This window comes from Eudoraea sp., from assembly GCF_049665975.1.
Classification (GTDB): domain Bacteria; phylum Bacteroidota; class Bacteroidia; order Flavobacteriales; family Flavobacteriaceae; genus Eudoraea.
Window position 1 is genome coordinate 13,162 of sequence record NZ_JBATGR010000254.1, and the last position, 14,286, is coordinate 27,447.

The following is a 14,286-nucleotide window of genomic DNA, read 5'->3' on the forward strand; positions in this document are numbered from 1 at the left end:
GGAATTTTCATTCCGGCTTTTATTTATATTCTACTATAGATTTTTCTATTTTCCGTCTACACTTGTCACTTCGCCTTTAATTTTTAACACTTTAGTAGGCGTATCAGCATTGGATATTACCGTAATGGCCTTTCTAATCATTCCAACTCGCTTAGTGTCATATTTAACTTGTATTTCTCCCGTTTTACCCGGTAATATAGCTTCTTCAGGTTTTTTAGGGATAGTACAGCCACAACTGGAACTTACTTTACTAATAATTAAAGGTGCTGTTCCTGTGTTTGTAAATTCAAATACCCTAACGCCATCACTGCCTTTTTCGATTACACCATAATCCACGGTTTCAGTTTTAAATTCAATCTTAGCCACTTTATCTTGGGCGTTTACACTTAATGCAAGTAGGCCTACAAATAATATTAATACTATTTTTTTCATTACTTTTTGGTTTTGGGTGAATCTCAAATGTAAATGTTTTAGTATCAACATCCAAAATTCTTTTGTTATCTTCTAACGTTACTTATTTTTGTTTCGTATTTCCAATCCGGAAAAATTAAAATGATTATCGCAAGTTTAACATTTTTAGTGATAGTCATTTTTTAATACCCGTATTGAATTAACAAAAACTGTACCGAAATTATGGATATCCCATCAAAATATGAGCCTCAGATAGTTGAAGACCATTGGTATGACTATTGGCTGGCCAATAATTATTTTCATTCAACACCCGATAGCCGGAAACCTTATACCATTGTTATACCGCCACCTAATGTTACCGGTATTCTGCATATGGGGCATATGTTGAATACTACCATTCAGGATGTACTTATCAGAAGAGCACGGCTGCTTGGTCTGAATGCATGCTGGGTACCCGGAACAGACCACGCTTCTATTGCAACAGAAGCAAAAGTGGTAGCTAAACTGAAGGAACAGGGAATAGACAAAAGGGATATGTCCAGAGAAGAATTCTTAGAACATGCCTGGGAATGGACACATGAATATGGGGGTGTAATCTTAGAACAACTTAAAAAATTGGGTTGTTCATGTGATTGGGATCGCACAAAATTTACGATGGATGAAGACATGTCTGCGTCCGTTATTAAAGTTTTTATTGAATTATTCAATAAAGGTTTAATTTATCGCGGATATCGCATGGTGAATTGGGACCCCCAGGCCAAAACCACACTATCAGATGAGGAAGTAATATACGAAGAGCGAAATGGCGAGTTATATTACCTCGCCTATGCTATAGAAGGTTCTGATGATAAAGTTACCATAGCAACTACACGTCCTGAAACCATTCTGGGTGATACTGCCATTTGTATCAATCCAAATGATGAACGTTACAGTAATTTGAGAGGCAAAAAGGCGATCGTTCCCATATGTAATAGAGTAATTCCAATAATTGAAGACGAATATGTTACCATGGAATTTGGAACGGGCTGTTTAAAAGTAACACCTGCACATGACGAAAATGATAAGCTTCTTGGTGAAAAACATCAACTTGAAACCATAGATATTTTTAATGAAGATGCATCATTAAATTCTTTCGGAAAACACTTTGAAGGGATGGACCGGTTCTTGGCACGTAAAGCCATTGTTAAGGAATTAAAGGAAAAGGGTATTTTGACAAAGGTGGAACCCTATGTAAATAAAGTTGGTACTTCCGAACGAACAAAAGCCATTATAGAACCAAGACTTTCAGATCAATGGTTTCTTAAAATGGAAAATTTAGCAAAACCTGCTATATCTGCTGTTCTGGAAACCAGGGAAGTGAAATTTTTTCCAAGAAAATTTGAAAATACATACCGTCATTGGATGGAGAATATTCGGGATTGGAATATTTCACGGCAACTTTGGTGGGGACAACGAATACCTGCTTACTACTATGGGGATGGGGAAAATGATTTTGTTGTTGCCGAATCAAGAGAGGATGCTCTGGTAAAAGCAAAAGATAAGTCTGGGAATAATAGGTTGGCCGCGGAAGATCTTAAACAAGATGAAGATGTATTGGATACCTGGTTTTCTTCCTGGCTCTGGCCAATTAGTGTTTTTGGTGGAATAATGGAACCAGATAATAAAGATGTTAATTACTATTATCCTTCAAGCGATCTGGTTACTGCACCAGATATTTTATTTTTTTGGGTAGCCAGGATGATAGTTGCAGGTTATGAATTTAGAGGAGAAAGACCATTTAACAATGTTTATCTAACAGGTTTGGTTAGAGATAAAGAAAGGCGCAAAATGTCTAAATCTCTGGGCAATTCCCCGGATGCACTCAAGTTAATTTCAAACTACGGGGCAGATGCTGTGCGGGTTGGCTTATTGCTAAGTTCTGCGGCCGGAAATGACCTTTTATTTGATGAAGCTCTTTGCCAGCAGGGAAAAAACTTCGCTAATAAAATATGGAACGCCTTTCGTCTTGTTAAAGGATGGGAAATTGCCGAACTTCCACAACCCGATTATTCTTTAAAAGGAATTGAATGGTATACAGCCCGATTTAATCAAGTGCTTGAGGAGATAGAGGATCATTTTAGCAAATACCGTATATCAGAAGCATTAATGGCCACTTACAAACTGGTTTGGGATGATTTCTGCTCATGGTTGCTCGAAATAGTAAAGCCGGCATATCAGCGTCCAATTGATCAGAAAAGTTACATTGCAATCATAACCATATTTGAGAATAATTTAAAACTTCTACACCCATTTATGCCCTTTCTTTCGGAAGAAATATGGCAGCGTATCTCAGATCGTAAACCATCTGAGGCCCTCGTCATTGCTAGCTGGCCAGAAATAGAAAGTTATGATCCAGAGCAAATTAAGGCGTTTAATTTAGCTACGGAAGTAATATCGGGTATTCGCAATATTCGCAAACAGAAGAATATTCCTTTAAAGGAAACATTAGAACTTTCGGTATTAAATAAAGAAGGAATAACTGAAGACTTGGATGTGGTTATCAAAAAATTGGCTAATGTGGAGCCAATTAGTTCTGTAGATGGGGCTGTAGATGGCGCACTGTCATTTAGAGTTAGAAGTAATGAATATTTCATACCAGTTTCGGGGATGCTCGATATAGAGGCTGAAATAAAGAAAATCCGTGAAGAACTATCGTATACCAAAGGTTTTTTACAATCCGTTACTAAAAAGCTGGCCAATGATCGGTTTGTGAACAATGCGCCTGAGAATGTAGTTACTATGGAAAAGAAGAAAGCCGCAGATGCAGAGGCGAAGATCTTAACGCTGGAAAGAAGTTTAAGTAATTTAGAGGAATAGATTTGGGTAAATCCTTACTGTTTGGTTTGGTTGGTCATTGAAAAAGAGTTATAATGAAAAATAAAAATATGAGAAAGATAAATTTTGCGTTTCCGTTGATTTTTTTACTAATATTAAGTGGTTGTTCCTCGGATGACAATAACGGCCCCATAGAGGAAGATAATCCGTTAATTATAGCCAGGACAACTATTCCTGATGTTATGTTCGAACGAGCACTAATAGAGCTAAATTTAGATGATGTGGAAGATGGTTCTGTACTTACAAGTTCCATTGAGAATATAGCAGATCTTATAATTGAAGATAAGGGAATAACCAATTTATCAGGAATAGAAGACTTTACTTCTTTAGTAGGTCTATGGGCAAGAGATAATATGCTTGCTACCCTGAATGTTTCTAAAAATTCCAATTTAAAATTTGTGGTTGCACCAAATAATCTTCTAACTGTACTTAATGTATCTAATTTGAGTATGTTAGAAAGGATTCAGGTGGAGAACAATGGACTTACTCAGCTGAATATTTCCGCTAATACCGCACTGCAACAATTAAGTCTGGCCAATAATTCATTGCTGGCTATAGATATTTCGAATATCCTTAATCTCATACAATTAAACACTTTTTCTATAGAGAATAATCCATTGGATTGTATTCAGGTGAATGCCGAGCAATTTAACAATATTCCTTCGCAGTGGACAAAAGACGAGACAGACACCTACGCCTTAGAATGTAATTAATAATCGGGTATTTCTTTAAGAAAGCTTTTTCAATCAATAATTTGCGGATTATTTTTTGAACATATCCTAGCGGATGTTTATCTTTAAAAGAAAACCAATACATATGAAATCATCGGTAATTATTTGTTTTATGTTTATTTCCACTTTTATTTTGGCTCAAGTGGAAAATTCAAAAATTCTTCCAGCTGCAATTCAAATTAGAACTGCAGTCTTACCGGCACCTGAAGAAGATAAAGCAGATGCTATGGTATACGGCTATGACAAACAAGGCAAATTGGTAGTGTTACGTGAAGGAACCAATAACCTGGTGTGCCTGTGTGATGATCCCACCAAAGAAGGTATAAGTGTCAGTTGCTATTCTAAGAAACTTGAACCCTTTATGGCCAGAGGGCGAGAACTTACTGCTCAGGGTAAAAACTTTAAAGAAAAAAGAGAGATTAGAGGTGAAGAAATAGCTTCGGGTAAAATAAAAATGCCTGAAGAACCTAGCATGATGTATATATTTTATGGAACCGATGAAAATTATGATAAAACTACAGGCGATTTAAAAGACGGAAAGTTTCGATATGTTATTTATACACCATTTGCCACGACGGAATCTACTGGGCTTCCCAGTAAGCCACATGCACCCGGAATGCCATGGCTTATGGATCCCGGAACCCATAGAGCCCATATAATGGTTGGTCCTTTCAACTAGTATATAAGCTCATTAGTTTTAAATTGAATGGTTTTTAATGCTGAATAAGGTATTATTTGATATGAATTTCATTTCTTTAATATCCTCTGAAAAATGAATTTATAATGAAGGATGTTTTTACCAATATCGTTAATTGATGAATTTTTCTATCTTTGAGTGAAGCATATTTTTTAAATGGAATCTTACGCAACTGCACTCCTTTATGCAATTCCTTTTTTTATTTTTTTATTGGGTATAGAAATACTCTACGGATACTTTGTTAAAAATCAAAAACACAAGGTTCTGGATACCGTTAGCAGTATTAGTTCTGGTCTTACTAATATTTTGAAAGACTCCCTAGGTCTGGGGATCATAATCGTAAGTTATCCTTTTTTATTAGAACACCTCGCACTAACACATATAAAAGCCAGTTGGTTAGTTTGGGTTATTGCCTTTATTGTTATCGATTTTGCAGGTTATTGGAATCATCGCCTTAGCCATCACATTAATTTTTTTTGGAATCAACATGTTATACACCACAGCAGTGAGGAATTTAATTTAGCATGTGCCTTGCGACAGTCAGTTTCTAATTTAATAGGCTATTTTCCTCTTTTTTTAATTCCTGCAGCAATTCTTGGAGTTCCAACAAGGGTTATTGCAATTCTGGCACCCATCCATCTTTTTGCTCAATTTTGGTATCACACGCAGCACATAAGAAAAATGGGCTGGTTAGAATATATAATTGTTACACCGTCTCAACACAGGGTTCATCATGCAATAAATCCTGAATATATTGATAAAAACCTTGGTCAGGTATTATGCATATGGGACCGTTTGTTTGGTACTTTTCAGGAAGAACTGGCGGAGGTGCCACCTCAATATGGAGTTTTGAAGCCAGCTCGTACCTGGAATCCTCTACTTATTAATTTTCAGCATATTTGGCGATTAATTAAAGATGCCTGGCGTACGAAGAATTATTGGGATAAAGTAAGAATTTGGATTATGCCTACAGGGTGGCGACCGGCTGATGTTAAAGAAAGTTACCCTATAAGTATTATTCAAGATGTGTATCATTTTGAACGATATCAAACAAAGGCTTCATTTGCATTTAAAGGGTACGTAATTTTTCAAATGTTAGCTACTTTAATATTATTACTATTTATGTTTTATAGCTATACGGAAATTGGCTTCAATGGTTTACTTTTATTTGGTGCCCTGGTGTTTTTGGGAATATATGGCTATACAAGCCTAATGGATAGAAGTAAAATTGCTATATGGATAGAACTATGTCGAGGAGTACTTGGACTGTTTCTCATTTTTAATACAGGAGATTGGTTTGGGATTAATGCCCAATTTGCAGGAGGGGTATATTATGTTGCAATGTATTTTGTTATTACAATTATTGGGGGTATTTATTTTACCTATATGGAAAGAGGATCATTATCTGCCAAAGCAGTTTTAAAAAAATAAATTATGGGCACAAGGCCATACATACTTGCTGAATGTAACTGGGAAGTCATTAAAGATGCAGAATTTGAACTGGCTGTACTGCCTTGGGGCGCTACGGAAGCACATAATTATCATTTGCCATATGCCACAGATATTTATGAGGCTGATTACATTGCTGCTGCTGCTGCAAAAATTGCATGGGAAAAGGGTGCAAAGCCAATTGTTTTACCAACAATTCCGTTTGGTGTAAATACAGGGCAATCTGATATTTATCTGGATATAAATCTTAATCCCTCAACTCAACTGACCATCTTAAACGATATTATAGAGACCCTTAATCGTCAGGGGATATACAAACTTTTAATCTTTAACAGCCATGGCGGAAATAATTTTAAGCCTTTGGTTAGAGAATTGGGATTAAAATATCCGGACATGTTTATTTGTTTTTCCAATTGGTTTCATGCCATGAACAGATCAGATTATTTTGAAAATGAAGGCGACCATGCAGAAGAAATGGAGACAAGTCTTATGTTATACCTTAAACCTGAATTAGTATTGCCAAAAGATAAATGGGGGACTGGTAAATCTAAAAGATTTAAGATTAGAGCATTTACAGAGGGTTGGGTCTGGGCAGAACGAAAATGGTCAGAGATAAGTGAGGATACCGGAGTTGGTAATCCGGAACTTGCAACCGCAGCAAAAGGCAAGAAATTCTTTGAAGATATATCTTTAAAAATTGGAAATCTAATTTATGATTTATGCAAAGCCGATTGTAAAGATCTATATGAATAATAAGACTTATTTCTTATTAACGATCTCCTTTTGAACCAAATTCACATATAGGTTCATGGCTTCCTGACGATCAATATTCTGTGCCTGAATCAAGGCATTGGCCTTAAATGCATTTATTAAAGGAGTTTTACTTCCAGGGTTATTGTAGTTCTTATTGGCAATTTTGTAGTATGCATATAATTTTAATAATAAGTCTGCTGGTAAAGGCTCCTTATAATCATTGACCAGTTTTACGGCTTCTAAAAATCTGCTATATAATTTATCATTCTTCATCCTTAGGCGGAGTTGTGGCAATGCAGGTTTTGGCACCGACAACTTTCTGGTTTAATTTTACAGTGATTGCGCTGTCTAAAGGTAATAATAAATCTACCCTAGACCCGAATTTAATAAATCCCGAATCTTCACCCTGTTGAACGTTTTCTCCTATCTCCGCATAATTTATAATACGTCTTGCCATTGCTCCTGCTATTTGTCTATATAGAATATCCCCAAATTTTGGAGTATGAATTACCACCGTTGTTCGTTCATTTTCCTCACTTGATTTTGGATGCCATGCAACAAGGTATTTACCAGGGTGATATTTAGAGTATTTTATAACCCCACTAGATGGATATCTCGTTATATGCACATTGGTTGGTGACATAAAGATGGAAACTTGTATGCGTTTATCCTTAAAATATTCTTCCTCTTCTACTTCCTCTATAGCAACTACTTTACCATCAACTGGAGCAAGTATATCATTAAAATTTTTATTTATAACTCTTTTGGGATTTCTAAAAAACTGGAGAATTAGAATTAATATGATTAAAGCTAAAATTTGAACTGTATTCTGTAACCAAGGTTCAACTATATAAAAGTGAGCCAATACAATAGCAATACCAACGCTAAAAAAAGTTGTTAGAATAATTTTCTGGCCTTCTCTATGAAACATATGAAAACAGCATTAAAGTTAAATAAGCAAAAGGGGCAGCAAATATTAAGCTGTCTAAGCGATCTAACATACCTCCATGCCCTGGTAAAATGGCGCCACTATCTTTAACACCAGCTTGTCTTTTTAATTTAGATTCTATAAGGTCACCTAAACTCCCTGCTAGCACTATGACTCCTGCTAGAATAACCCATTGTACCGGGTTTACAATATCTTCATATTTTGCCATAATATAGGCTGCTCCCAAAGTAAAAACAAAACCTCCTAAGGTGCCTTCAATAGTTTTTTTTGGCGATACCGCCGGATATAATTTTGTACGCCCCAATGTCTTGCCTACAACATAGGCAAATGAATCATTTACCCAAATTAATATAAAAATCCCCATAATAAGATATTTAGCAAATTCATTATCCTTATATGGTATCATCGTCAAAAATATACATCCGCCTCCAACATAGAAAAGTCCGGCAATAAATTTTTCGTAATTATAATAGATTTTTTTCTTTTTAGAAAATAGGTAGTAAATCAAAGTAAGGTTAACAATGATAGTTATAAACATGAGCACATTGATCAATATTTTATCATCAATAAGATAAATATAAGCCCACCATAGACCTAGATAGGCTATAAAAATATAGTACCCCCTGAGAGATACCAATCTTTTATATTCATACAAACATGCCAGACCAAAAACCATAAAAAGAAAGTCAAATGCATCTGAACTTAGAAAAATGGCAGAAAGAAGTAGAATTACATAAACAGCTCCTGTCAATAATCGCCTAAGAAGTTCTTTCATATTAAAGGTCTTCCATAAGTAATAAGTACAGGTGTTTTGTGCTGCTACCGTAGGTTAGAAAATCATTGGCATTTTCTTCAGTTCCTTGAAAATGTTTAATAGTGGTAATATTTGCGGGAATAACTTGTTTGTATTTTTTTTTAATTGTTTTTAAACCCTCGCCTATTGTGCTTACTAACTGACTTGTTGTGGCGTAGACAATAACATTATCTGGCAATTCGTTAAGCTTCTTTTCTTTAAGCTGGTTTGAGCAAACTAAAATAGATCCGTTTTGGGCAACCAAATGCTCACAAGTAGTAAAGAAAATTTCACTATCGTTTGCGTTTTCTGTAAATTTTAAATTGTCCTTTGAAAATTTTTCTTTTAAGCGGGGATTCATTACAAAGAAAGGTAGTTCTTCCCAATGATTTTCTTCAATTATGTTTTTTAAAGCTTCTGAAACTTCATCAAAGGAATCGCAATAAATGAATTTACCACCATTCTTTTTAAAATGAATCGTAAACTTCTCATCAACCGGGATATTTAGGTCGGGCATATGCATCCCCCTGGTTTCCACCGTTTCTTTGGAAACTTTCTTTTTACCACCACCAAATAGCTTGTCAAATATACCCATCGATATAATTAGGCTTCAAATAATGCTCGACTTATTAAAAAAACAACGCTTAGAATTATTATTTATTTTCTTTGGTAGATTCTTCAGGTGCTAGCTCATCAGTATCAACTATTTCCTGACCTTTTTTATCAAATACTTTTTCAAAAGGGCGACTTCCAAAAATTTTAACTAAATCCTCTTTAAAGATAACTTCTTTTTCCAATAAGCGTTCAGCCAATGCTGTAAGTTTATCTTTATTTTCATTCAGCACTTCAATAGCTCGTCTATACTGCTCTTCTATTAATTTAGAAATTTCCTCATCAATTACCTGGGCAGTTTCTTCACTGTATGGTTTGGTAAACCCATATTCGTTTTGACTGGAGGAGTCGTAGTAGGTAATATTTCCAATTTGGTCATTAAGCCCATAAATGGTTACCATAGCACGGGCCTGCTTGGTTACTTTTTCCAAATCACTAAGAGCACCGGTAGATATTTTATCAAATATCACTTTTTCAGCGGCCCTGCCTCCTAAAGTGGCGCACATTTCATCTTTCATTTGATCCGGACGAATTATAAGGCGTTCTTCGGGCAAATACCATGCTGAACCCAGAGATTGACCTCTTGGGACTATTGTAACTTTTACTAAAGGCGCAGCATGTTCCAGCATCCAACTTACAGTTGCATGGCCAGCCTCATGATAGGCAATAGTCTTTTTCTCTTCCGGGGTAATAATTTTATTCTTTTTTTCAAGTCCACCGACAATTCTGTCCACCGCATCAAGGAAGTCTTGTTTGCCAACGGCCTTTTTTTCTTTACGGGCCGCAATAAGTGCAGCTTCATTGCAGACGTTGGCTATATCTGCTCCCGAAAATCCAGGTGTTTGTCTGGCCAGAAAATCAAGATCCAATGTCTCAGAAGTTTTTATTGGTCTGAGATGTACTTCAAATATTTCCTTTCTTTCCCGAATATCGGGCAGATCAACATAAATCTGTCTGTCAAACCTACCTGCACGCATCAAAGCTTTATCCAATACATCAGCTCTGTTGGTAGCAGCCAATACAATTACATTGGTATTTGTTCCAAAACCATCCATTTCCGTTAATAACTGGTTCAGGGTATTTTCACGTTCATCATTAGATCCAGTGAAATTGTTTTTACCTCTTGCCCGTCCTATAGCATCAATTTCATCGATAAAAATAATTGCCGGAGATTTGTCCTTCGCCTGCTTAAACAGATCCCTAACCCTTGACGCGCCTACCCCAACAAACATTTCAACAAAATCTGAACCGGATAATGAGAAAAAGGGAACTTTTGCTTCTCCCGCAACTGCTTTAGCGAGCAATGTTTTACCTGTACCCGGAGGTCCCACCAAAATCGCTCCTTTTGGAATTTTACCTCCTAAGGAAGTGTACTTATCAGGGAACTTCAAGAATTCTACTATTTCTTCGACTTCTTCTTTGGCACCCTCTAAACCGGCAACATCTTTAAAAGAAGTTCTTGTATCGGTTTTTTCGTCAAATAACTTTGCTTTAGATTTTCCAATATTAAAGATCTGACCACCTGCACCTCCACCGGCACCTCCGGACATTCTGCGCATGAGATAAATCCATATGCCAATAATCAGTACAAATGGCAGAATGGATAACAACAACTCCATAAAGACATTAGACTCTTTATCAAACTCCACTATGGTGTCTAAGTTATTCTCCTTTTTTAGTTCAGTTATTTCATTTTGAAAAATTTGCAAATCACCATAATCCAATACATATTGCGGAATTGATCCAGTTGAAGGAAACAAAGGTTTTTCGGATACATCTTTGTGTACATCCTTTGCAAGTGCTTCATCAGATAAAAAAACTTTAGCCTGATTGGTGTTGGTGATAATCAATATCTTGGTAATGTCTCCATTTCTCAGGTACTCCTGAAGTTCAGAAGTAGTTGTTTTCTTTGTGGACGTCAGATTGTCGCTTCCAAAGAATTGGAAAGCAATTAAGAATATTGCAATCAAACCATAAATCCACCAAGAACTAAATCTAGGTTTCTTTTGCGGGGTATTATTATCTTTTGCCATTGTCTTTTTTTACTGATTAAAACTACTTTCTACCAAAGTGACCTTTGCGTCTCCCCAAAGTCCCTCCACATCATAAAATTCTCGTATATGTTTTTGAAATACATGAACAACTACGTTTACATAGTCCAGCAACACCCATTCTGCATTTTCAGATCCTTCAATATGCCATGGTTTGTCTTTTGATGCCTTACTTACTGTTTTTTGGATTGAATTTACTATCGCATTAACATGCGTATTAGAAGTGCCATTACAAATGATGAAGTAGTCACAAACGGTATTTTCTATTTCCCTTAGGTCAAGTACATTTATCTCGAGTCCTTTAACTTCTTCTATTCCATCTAAGATTAAGGTAATTAACTCATCTGCACTCGCTTTCCTTTTCTGCATTCAATAATATTAATTTGTACAAAGTTATTGTTTTTTTGTTTTCTTAGCTATTGTTTTTAACATAACATTGTAGATCAAAAACGAACAAGCCTATATGCAAAGGATCAAACTTGATGCCACGGATTCGACAAACGCCTACCTTAAAAAGTTAATGCTTTCAGAGAAACTGGAAGATTTTACAATTGTAACGACAAATGAGCAGTTGAATGGTCGAGGGCAAATGGGAACTCAATGGCAGTCAGAAGCAGGTAAAAACCTAACTATTAGCGTTTTAAAATATTTTAAAAACTTTCCGATTCATGAACAATTTTTGTTAAATATAATCTCTTCATTAGCTGTTTATTATACACTTAAAAAATTAGTCATACCAAACCTACGGGTAAAGTGGCCTAACGACATTATGTCAGGTAATTTTAAGATATGTGGTATTCTAATCGAAAATAATTTAAAGAATGATATAATTTCATCTTCTATAATTGGATTCGGATTGAACGTTAATCAATTAGAATTCGGAAATTTAAAAAAAGCCTCATCATTAAAAAGAATTAAGGGTTTGTCTTTTAATCTTGAAGAAGTGCTTACCTCCTTGGTGTTAAATCTTAAAATACTTTTTGATGAATTTGAATCCGGAAAAGTTTCTGATATTCGTAAGCAGTATACAAAGTTACTATTCAGGATAGATAAACCGTCTACTTTCAAAGACAGGGATTCAAAGTTGTTTACAGGATATATTCGAGGAATCTCGGCGGAAGGCAATTTAGTTGTGGAACTGGAGGATTCTATTTTAAAGGAATATGCCTTTAAGGAATTGGAGCTATTGCACTAAAACCTAATGGCTGTGCCCTAGAATGGATTGTTAAATTTTACTCAAATTATCAGATAATGCATTCATAAAATTAGTAATGGGCGTTTTTATCATCATAGCCATCATTGAATTAAACTCTCCTTCAAAGCTTAACTTTACTTCAGTTTCATTATCGTTTTTAGAACCGATATCCACAGAAAGTGTAAATGGCAATTTTTCACTAGCAGCTCCTAATACCAGTTTATTATAAGGTTGTTGATTTTTTCTTTTAAGTACAATTTGCGGCATTCCTTTAAGAGCAAACAGGAAAGTATCTGAGTCTAAAACTTCGAATTTATCAATACTATCGGGCATTAATTGCTCAAAATTTTGAAGATCGATAACAAACTCATAAACATCCTTTATGTTTTTGGAGACGGTTTTCTTTTCAGTTTCTATTTCCATTATTTCATTATTTCCATTTTGAAGGATTGTTTCGCCATTCAATTAGTGTTTTTAATTGGTCTTCCTTAATATGTTTGCTGGAAGAGGCTTGCTCTATAAGATAGTCATAATCGCTAAGCGTATGAAGATCTATTTCTTTTTCTTTAAAACTCTCTTCAGATATACTGAAACCGTATGTAAAAATTGCCAACATACCCTTTACAACAGCCCCATTGACCTTTAAGGCATCTACTGCATTTAGACTACTTTTACCAGTGCTTATAAGATCTTCAATAACTACAACAGTCTGATTAGCTGACAACTGACCCTCAATTTGATTTTGTCTCCCATGTGACTTGGCTTCCGGTCTAACATAAATAAAAGGCAGGCCCAGATAGTCTGCAACAAGCATCCCAATACCGATTGCCCCTGTAGCCACACCGGCAATTACATCTGGCTTCCCGTATAAGTCGACAAGTTGTTTTGCAATTTGTTCTCTTATATAATTTCTGATCTCAGGAAATGACAGGATTATCCTGTTATCACAATAAATTGGAGATTTCCAACCGGAGGCCCAGGTAAAAGGATTTTCTGGTTTCAACTTAATTGCATTAATTTGCAGTAGGAGCTCGGCTGTTTTGGCCGCAGTGTTCTTATCTAAAACCATTTCACAAATGTATAAAGTTTTTGTTAAAGATGCGCCTTTGATTTTAACAAACAAACTATCGGATACTGTAAATGGTGAGTATTTTATGCTAAATGGCGAAGCCATTAATAATGCAATAGATGCATTGGCAAAAAAAAAGATGAACAGAGCATTTATCTATCATCCTAACCACGAGGAAATTTTAAAAAAGTTTACAAAAAAAATTCCAATGGAAATTGCCGGTGGTGGTGTGGTAACCAATAAAAAGGGTAAAGTTCTTTTTATCTACAGGAATGATAAATGGGACCTGCCCAAAGGAAAACTTGAAAAAGGTGAGTCTATAGAAGAATGTGCACTTAGAGAAGTTGAGGAAGAAACTGGGGTTAAAGGGTTAAAGATTGAAAACTTTTTACGGACAACCTACCACATTTTTAAAAGAAACAGAATATACAAACTCAAGGAAGTTCATTGGTATGCAATGAAAACTACTTATAAGGGAAAGTTAGTTGGTCAAAAAAGCGAAGGTATAGAAAAAGTAAAATGGAAAGGTCCACAGAAAATTCATAAGGCCCTGGAAAATTCTTATACCAATATTAAATCATTATTTGCTGATTAGTTTATTTTGAGTACGCGGGTCCATAGGAATACTGCATACAGGACATAGTAAATGGTAAGCTCCATTATATTTTGAGCGTATATATATTTAATACATCAAGCCAAGTT

16 protein-coding genes are annotated in these 14,286 nt (G+C 35.5%); 7 read left to right on the forward strand and 9 right to left on the reverse strand.

Annotated elements, in window-relative coordinates; translation table 11 throughout:
- Positions 1-45 precede the first annotated feature (45 nt).
- Complete coding sequence (locus WBN20_RS09245) at positions 46-432, reverse strand: DUF1573 domain-containing protein (protein ID WP_424270731.1); 387 nt, start codon at positions 430-432, stop codon at positions 46-48.
- A gap of 201 nt (positions 433-633) precedes the next feature.
- Between WBN20_RS09245 and WBN20_RS09250 the strand changes: the two genes are divergently transcribed.
- The 5 genes from WBN20_RS09250 to WBN20_RS09270 all read left to right on the forward strand — a co-directional run bounded on the left by WBN20_RS09250 (position 634) and on the right by WBN20_RS09270 (position 6,915).
- Complete coding sequence (locus tag WBN20_RS09250; RefSeq protein WP_424281481.1) at positions 634-3,267, forward strand: valine--tRNA ligase; 2,634 nt, start codon at positions 634-636, stop codon at positions 3,265-3,267.
- Between the two features lie 68 nt (positions 3,268-3,335).
- Positions 3,336-3,998, forward strand: a complete 663-nt coding sequence (locus tag WBN20_RS09255; protein ID WP_424275553.1) for a hypothetical protein — start codon at positions 3,336-3,338, stop codon at positions 3,996-3,998.
- A gap of 103 nt (positions 3,999-4,101) precedes the next feature.
- Complete coding sequence (locus tag WBN20_RS09260; protein ID WP_424273093.1) at positions 4,102-4,695, forward strand: hypothetical protein; 594 nt, start codon at positions 4,102-4,104, stop codon at positions 4,693-4,695.
- A gap of 174 nt (positions 4,696-4,869) precedes the next feature.
- The gene (locus tag WBN20_RS09265; RefSeq protein ID WP_424281482.1) at positions 4,870-6,144 is read left to right on the forward strand and encodes a sterol desaturase family protein; all 1,275 of its coding nucleotides are present in this window, start codon (positions 4,870-4,872) and stop codon (positions 6,142-6,144) included.
- A gap of 3 nt (positions 6,145-6,147) precedes the next feature.
- Entirely contained in the window at positions 6,148-6,915 is a 768-nt protein-coding gene (locus tag WBN20_RS09270; protein WP_424275555.1) for a creatininase family protein, read from the forward strand.
- A gap of 6 nt (positions 6,916-6,921) precedes the next feature.
- Here WBN20_RS09270 and WBN20_RS09275 read toward each other — a convergent pair whose 3' ends face one another.
- Genes WBN20_RS09275 through rsfS form a run of 6 tightly spaced genes read right to left on the reverse strand, consistent with a single transcriptional unit; the run spans position 6,922 to position 11,689 of the window.
- Complete coding sequence (locus WBN20_RS09275) at positions 6,922-7,188, reverse strand: acyl-CoA-binding protein (RefSeq protein ID WP_424281483.1); 267 nt, start codon at positions 7,186-7,188, stop codon at positions 6,922-6,924.
- On the reverse strand, positions 7,178-7,846 hold the full coding sequence (locus tag WBN20_RS09280; protein WP_424273089.1) for a phosphatidylserine decarboxylase family protein: 669 nt from the start codon (positions 7,844-7,846) through the stop codon (positions 7,178-7,180). The genes WBN20_RS09275 and WBN20_RS09280 overlap by 11 nt, the downstream gene beginning before the upstream one ends.
- A complete protein-coding gene (locus WBN20_RS09285; RefSeq protein ID WP_424281484.1) occupies positions 7,836-8,639 on the reverse strand; it encodes a phosphatidate cytidylyltransferase in 804 nt (267 codons plus the stop codon). Before WBN20_RS09285 ends, WBN20_RS09280 begins: the two co-directional genes overlap by 11 nt.
- Position 8,640: 1 nt before the next feature.
- Positions 8,641-9,252, reverse strand: a complete 612-nt coding sequence (locus tag WBN20_RS09290; RefSeq protein WP_424281485.1) for an LUD domain-containing protein — start codon at positions 9,250-9,252, stop codon at positions 8,641-8,643.
- Positions 9,253-9,310: 58 nt separating this feature from the next.
- Positions 9,311-11,302, reverse strand: a complete 1,992-nt coding sequence (ftsH, locus tag WBN20_RS09295; protein WP_424281486.1) for an ATP-dependent zinc metalloprotease FtsH — start codon at positions 11,300-11,302, stop codon at positions 9,311-9,313.
- 9 nt (positions 11,303-11,311) lie between these two features.
- Positions 11,312-11,689 carry a ribosome silencing factor gene (gene rsfS / locus WBN20_RS09300; RefSeq protein ID WP_424272769.1) on the reverse strand — a complete coding sequence of 126 codons (378 nt, stop codon included), beginning with the start codon at positions 11,687-11,689 and terminating at the stop codon, positions 11,312-11,314.
- 94 nt (positions 11,690-11,783) lie between these two features.
- Between rsfS and WBN20_RS09305 the strand changes: the two genes are divergently transcribed.
- Complete coding sequence (locus WBN20_RS09305) at positions 11,784-12,515, forward strand: biotin--[acetyl-CoA-carboxylase] ligase (RefSeq protein WP_424281487.1); 732 nt, start codon at positions 11,784-11,786, stop codon at positions 12,513-12,515.
- A gap of 30 nt (positions 12,516-12,545) precedes the next feature.
- Here WBN20_RS09305 and WBN20_RS09310 read toward each other — a convergent pair whose 3' ends face one another.
- Positions 12,546-12,938 carry an SRPBCC family protein gene (locus tag WBN20_RS09310; protein ID WP_424275855.1) on the reverse strand — a complete coding sequence of 131 codons (393 nt, stop codon included), beginning with the start codon at positions 12,936-12,938 and terminating at the stop codon, positions 12,546-12,548.
- A 7-nt stretch (positions 12,939-12,945) separates the two neighbouring features.
- A complete protein-coding gene (gene pyrE / locus WBN20_RS09315) occupies positions 12,946-13,584 on the reverse strand; it encodes an orotate phosphoribosyltransferase (protein WP_424272767.1) in 639 nt (212 codons plus the stop codon).
- Between the two features lie 7 nt (positions 13,585-13,591).
- Here pyrE and WBN20_RS09320 point away from each other — a divergent pair, with 7 nt between their 5' ends.
- Positions 13,592-14,179, forward strand: coding sequence for an NUDIX hydrolase (locus WBN20_RS09320; protein ID WP_424281488.1), 588 nt, complete (start codon positions 13,592-13,594; stop codon positions 14,177-14,179).
- Positions 14,180-14,286 lie beyond the last annotated feature (107 nt).

Excerpts from the sequence above, each read along its gene's own strand:
- WBN20_RS09245 (WP_424270731.1), bottom strand. The coding sequence starts at position 432 with ATGAAAAAAATAGTATTAATATTATTTGTAGGCCTACTTGCATTAAGT.
- WBN20_RS09250 (WP_424281481.1), top strand. The coding sequence starts at position 634 with ATGGATATCCCATCAAAATATGAGCCTCAGATAGTTGAAGACCATTGG.
- WBN20_RS09255 (WP_424275553.1), top strand. The coding sequence starts at position 3,336 with ATGAGAAAGATAAATTTTGCGTTTCCGTTGATTTTTTTACTAATATTA.
- WBN20_RS09260 (WP_424273093.1), top strand. The coding sequence starts at position 4,102 with ATGAAATCATCGGTAATTATTTGTTTTATGTTTATTTCCACTTTTATT.
- WBN20_RS09265 (WP_424281482.1), top strand. The coding sequence starts at position 4,870 with ATGGAATCTTACGCAACTGCACTCCTTTATGCAATTCCTTTTTTTATT.
- WBN20_RS09270 (WP_424275555.1), top strand. The coding sequence starts at position 6,148 with ATGGGCACAAGGCCATACATACTTGCTGAATGTAACTGGGAAGTCATT.
- WBN20_RS09275 (WP_424281483.1), bottom strand. The coding sequence starts at position 7,188 with ATGAAGAATGATAAATTATATAGCAGATTTTTAGAAGCCGTAAAACTG.
- WBN20_RS09280 (WP_424273089.1), bottom strand. The coding sequence starts at position 7,846 with ATGTTTCATAGAGAAGGCCAGAAAATTATTCTAACAACTTTTTTTAGC.
- WBN20_RS09285 (WP_424281484.1), bottom strand. The coding sequence starts at position 8,639 with ATGAAAGAACTTCTTAGGCGATTATTGACAGGAGCTGTTTATGTAATT.
- WBN20_RS09290 (WP_424281485.1), bottom strand. The coding sequence starts at position 9,252 with ATGGGTATATTTGACAAGCTATTTGGTGGTGGTAAAAAGAAAGTTTCC.
- ftsH (WP_424281486.1), bottom strand. The coding sequence starts at position 11,302 with ATGGCAAAAGATAATAATACCCCGCAAAAGAAACCTAGATTTAGTTCT.
- rsfS (WP_424272769.1), bottom strand. The coding sequence starts at position 11,689 with ATGCAGAAAAGGAAAGCGAGTGCAGATGAGTTAATTACCTTAATCTTA.
- WBN20_RS09305 (WP_424281487.1), top strand. The coding sequence starts at position 11,784 with ATGCAAAGGATCAAACTTGATGCCACGGATTCGACAAACGCCTACCTT.
- WBN20_RS09310 (WP_424275855.1), bottom strand. The coding sequence starts at position 12,938 with ATGGAAATAGAAACTGAAAAGAAAACCGTCTCCAAAAACATAAAGGAT.
- pyrE (WP_424272767.1), bottom strand. The coding sequence starts at position 13,584 with ATGGTTTTAGATAAGAACACTGCGGCCAAAACAGCCGAGCTCCTACTG.
- WBN20_RS09320 (WP_424281488.1), top strand. The coding sequence starts at position 13,592 with ATGTATAAAGTTTTTGTTAAAGATGCGCCTTTGATTTTAACAAACAAA.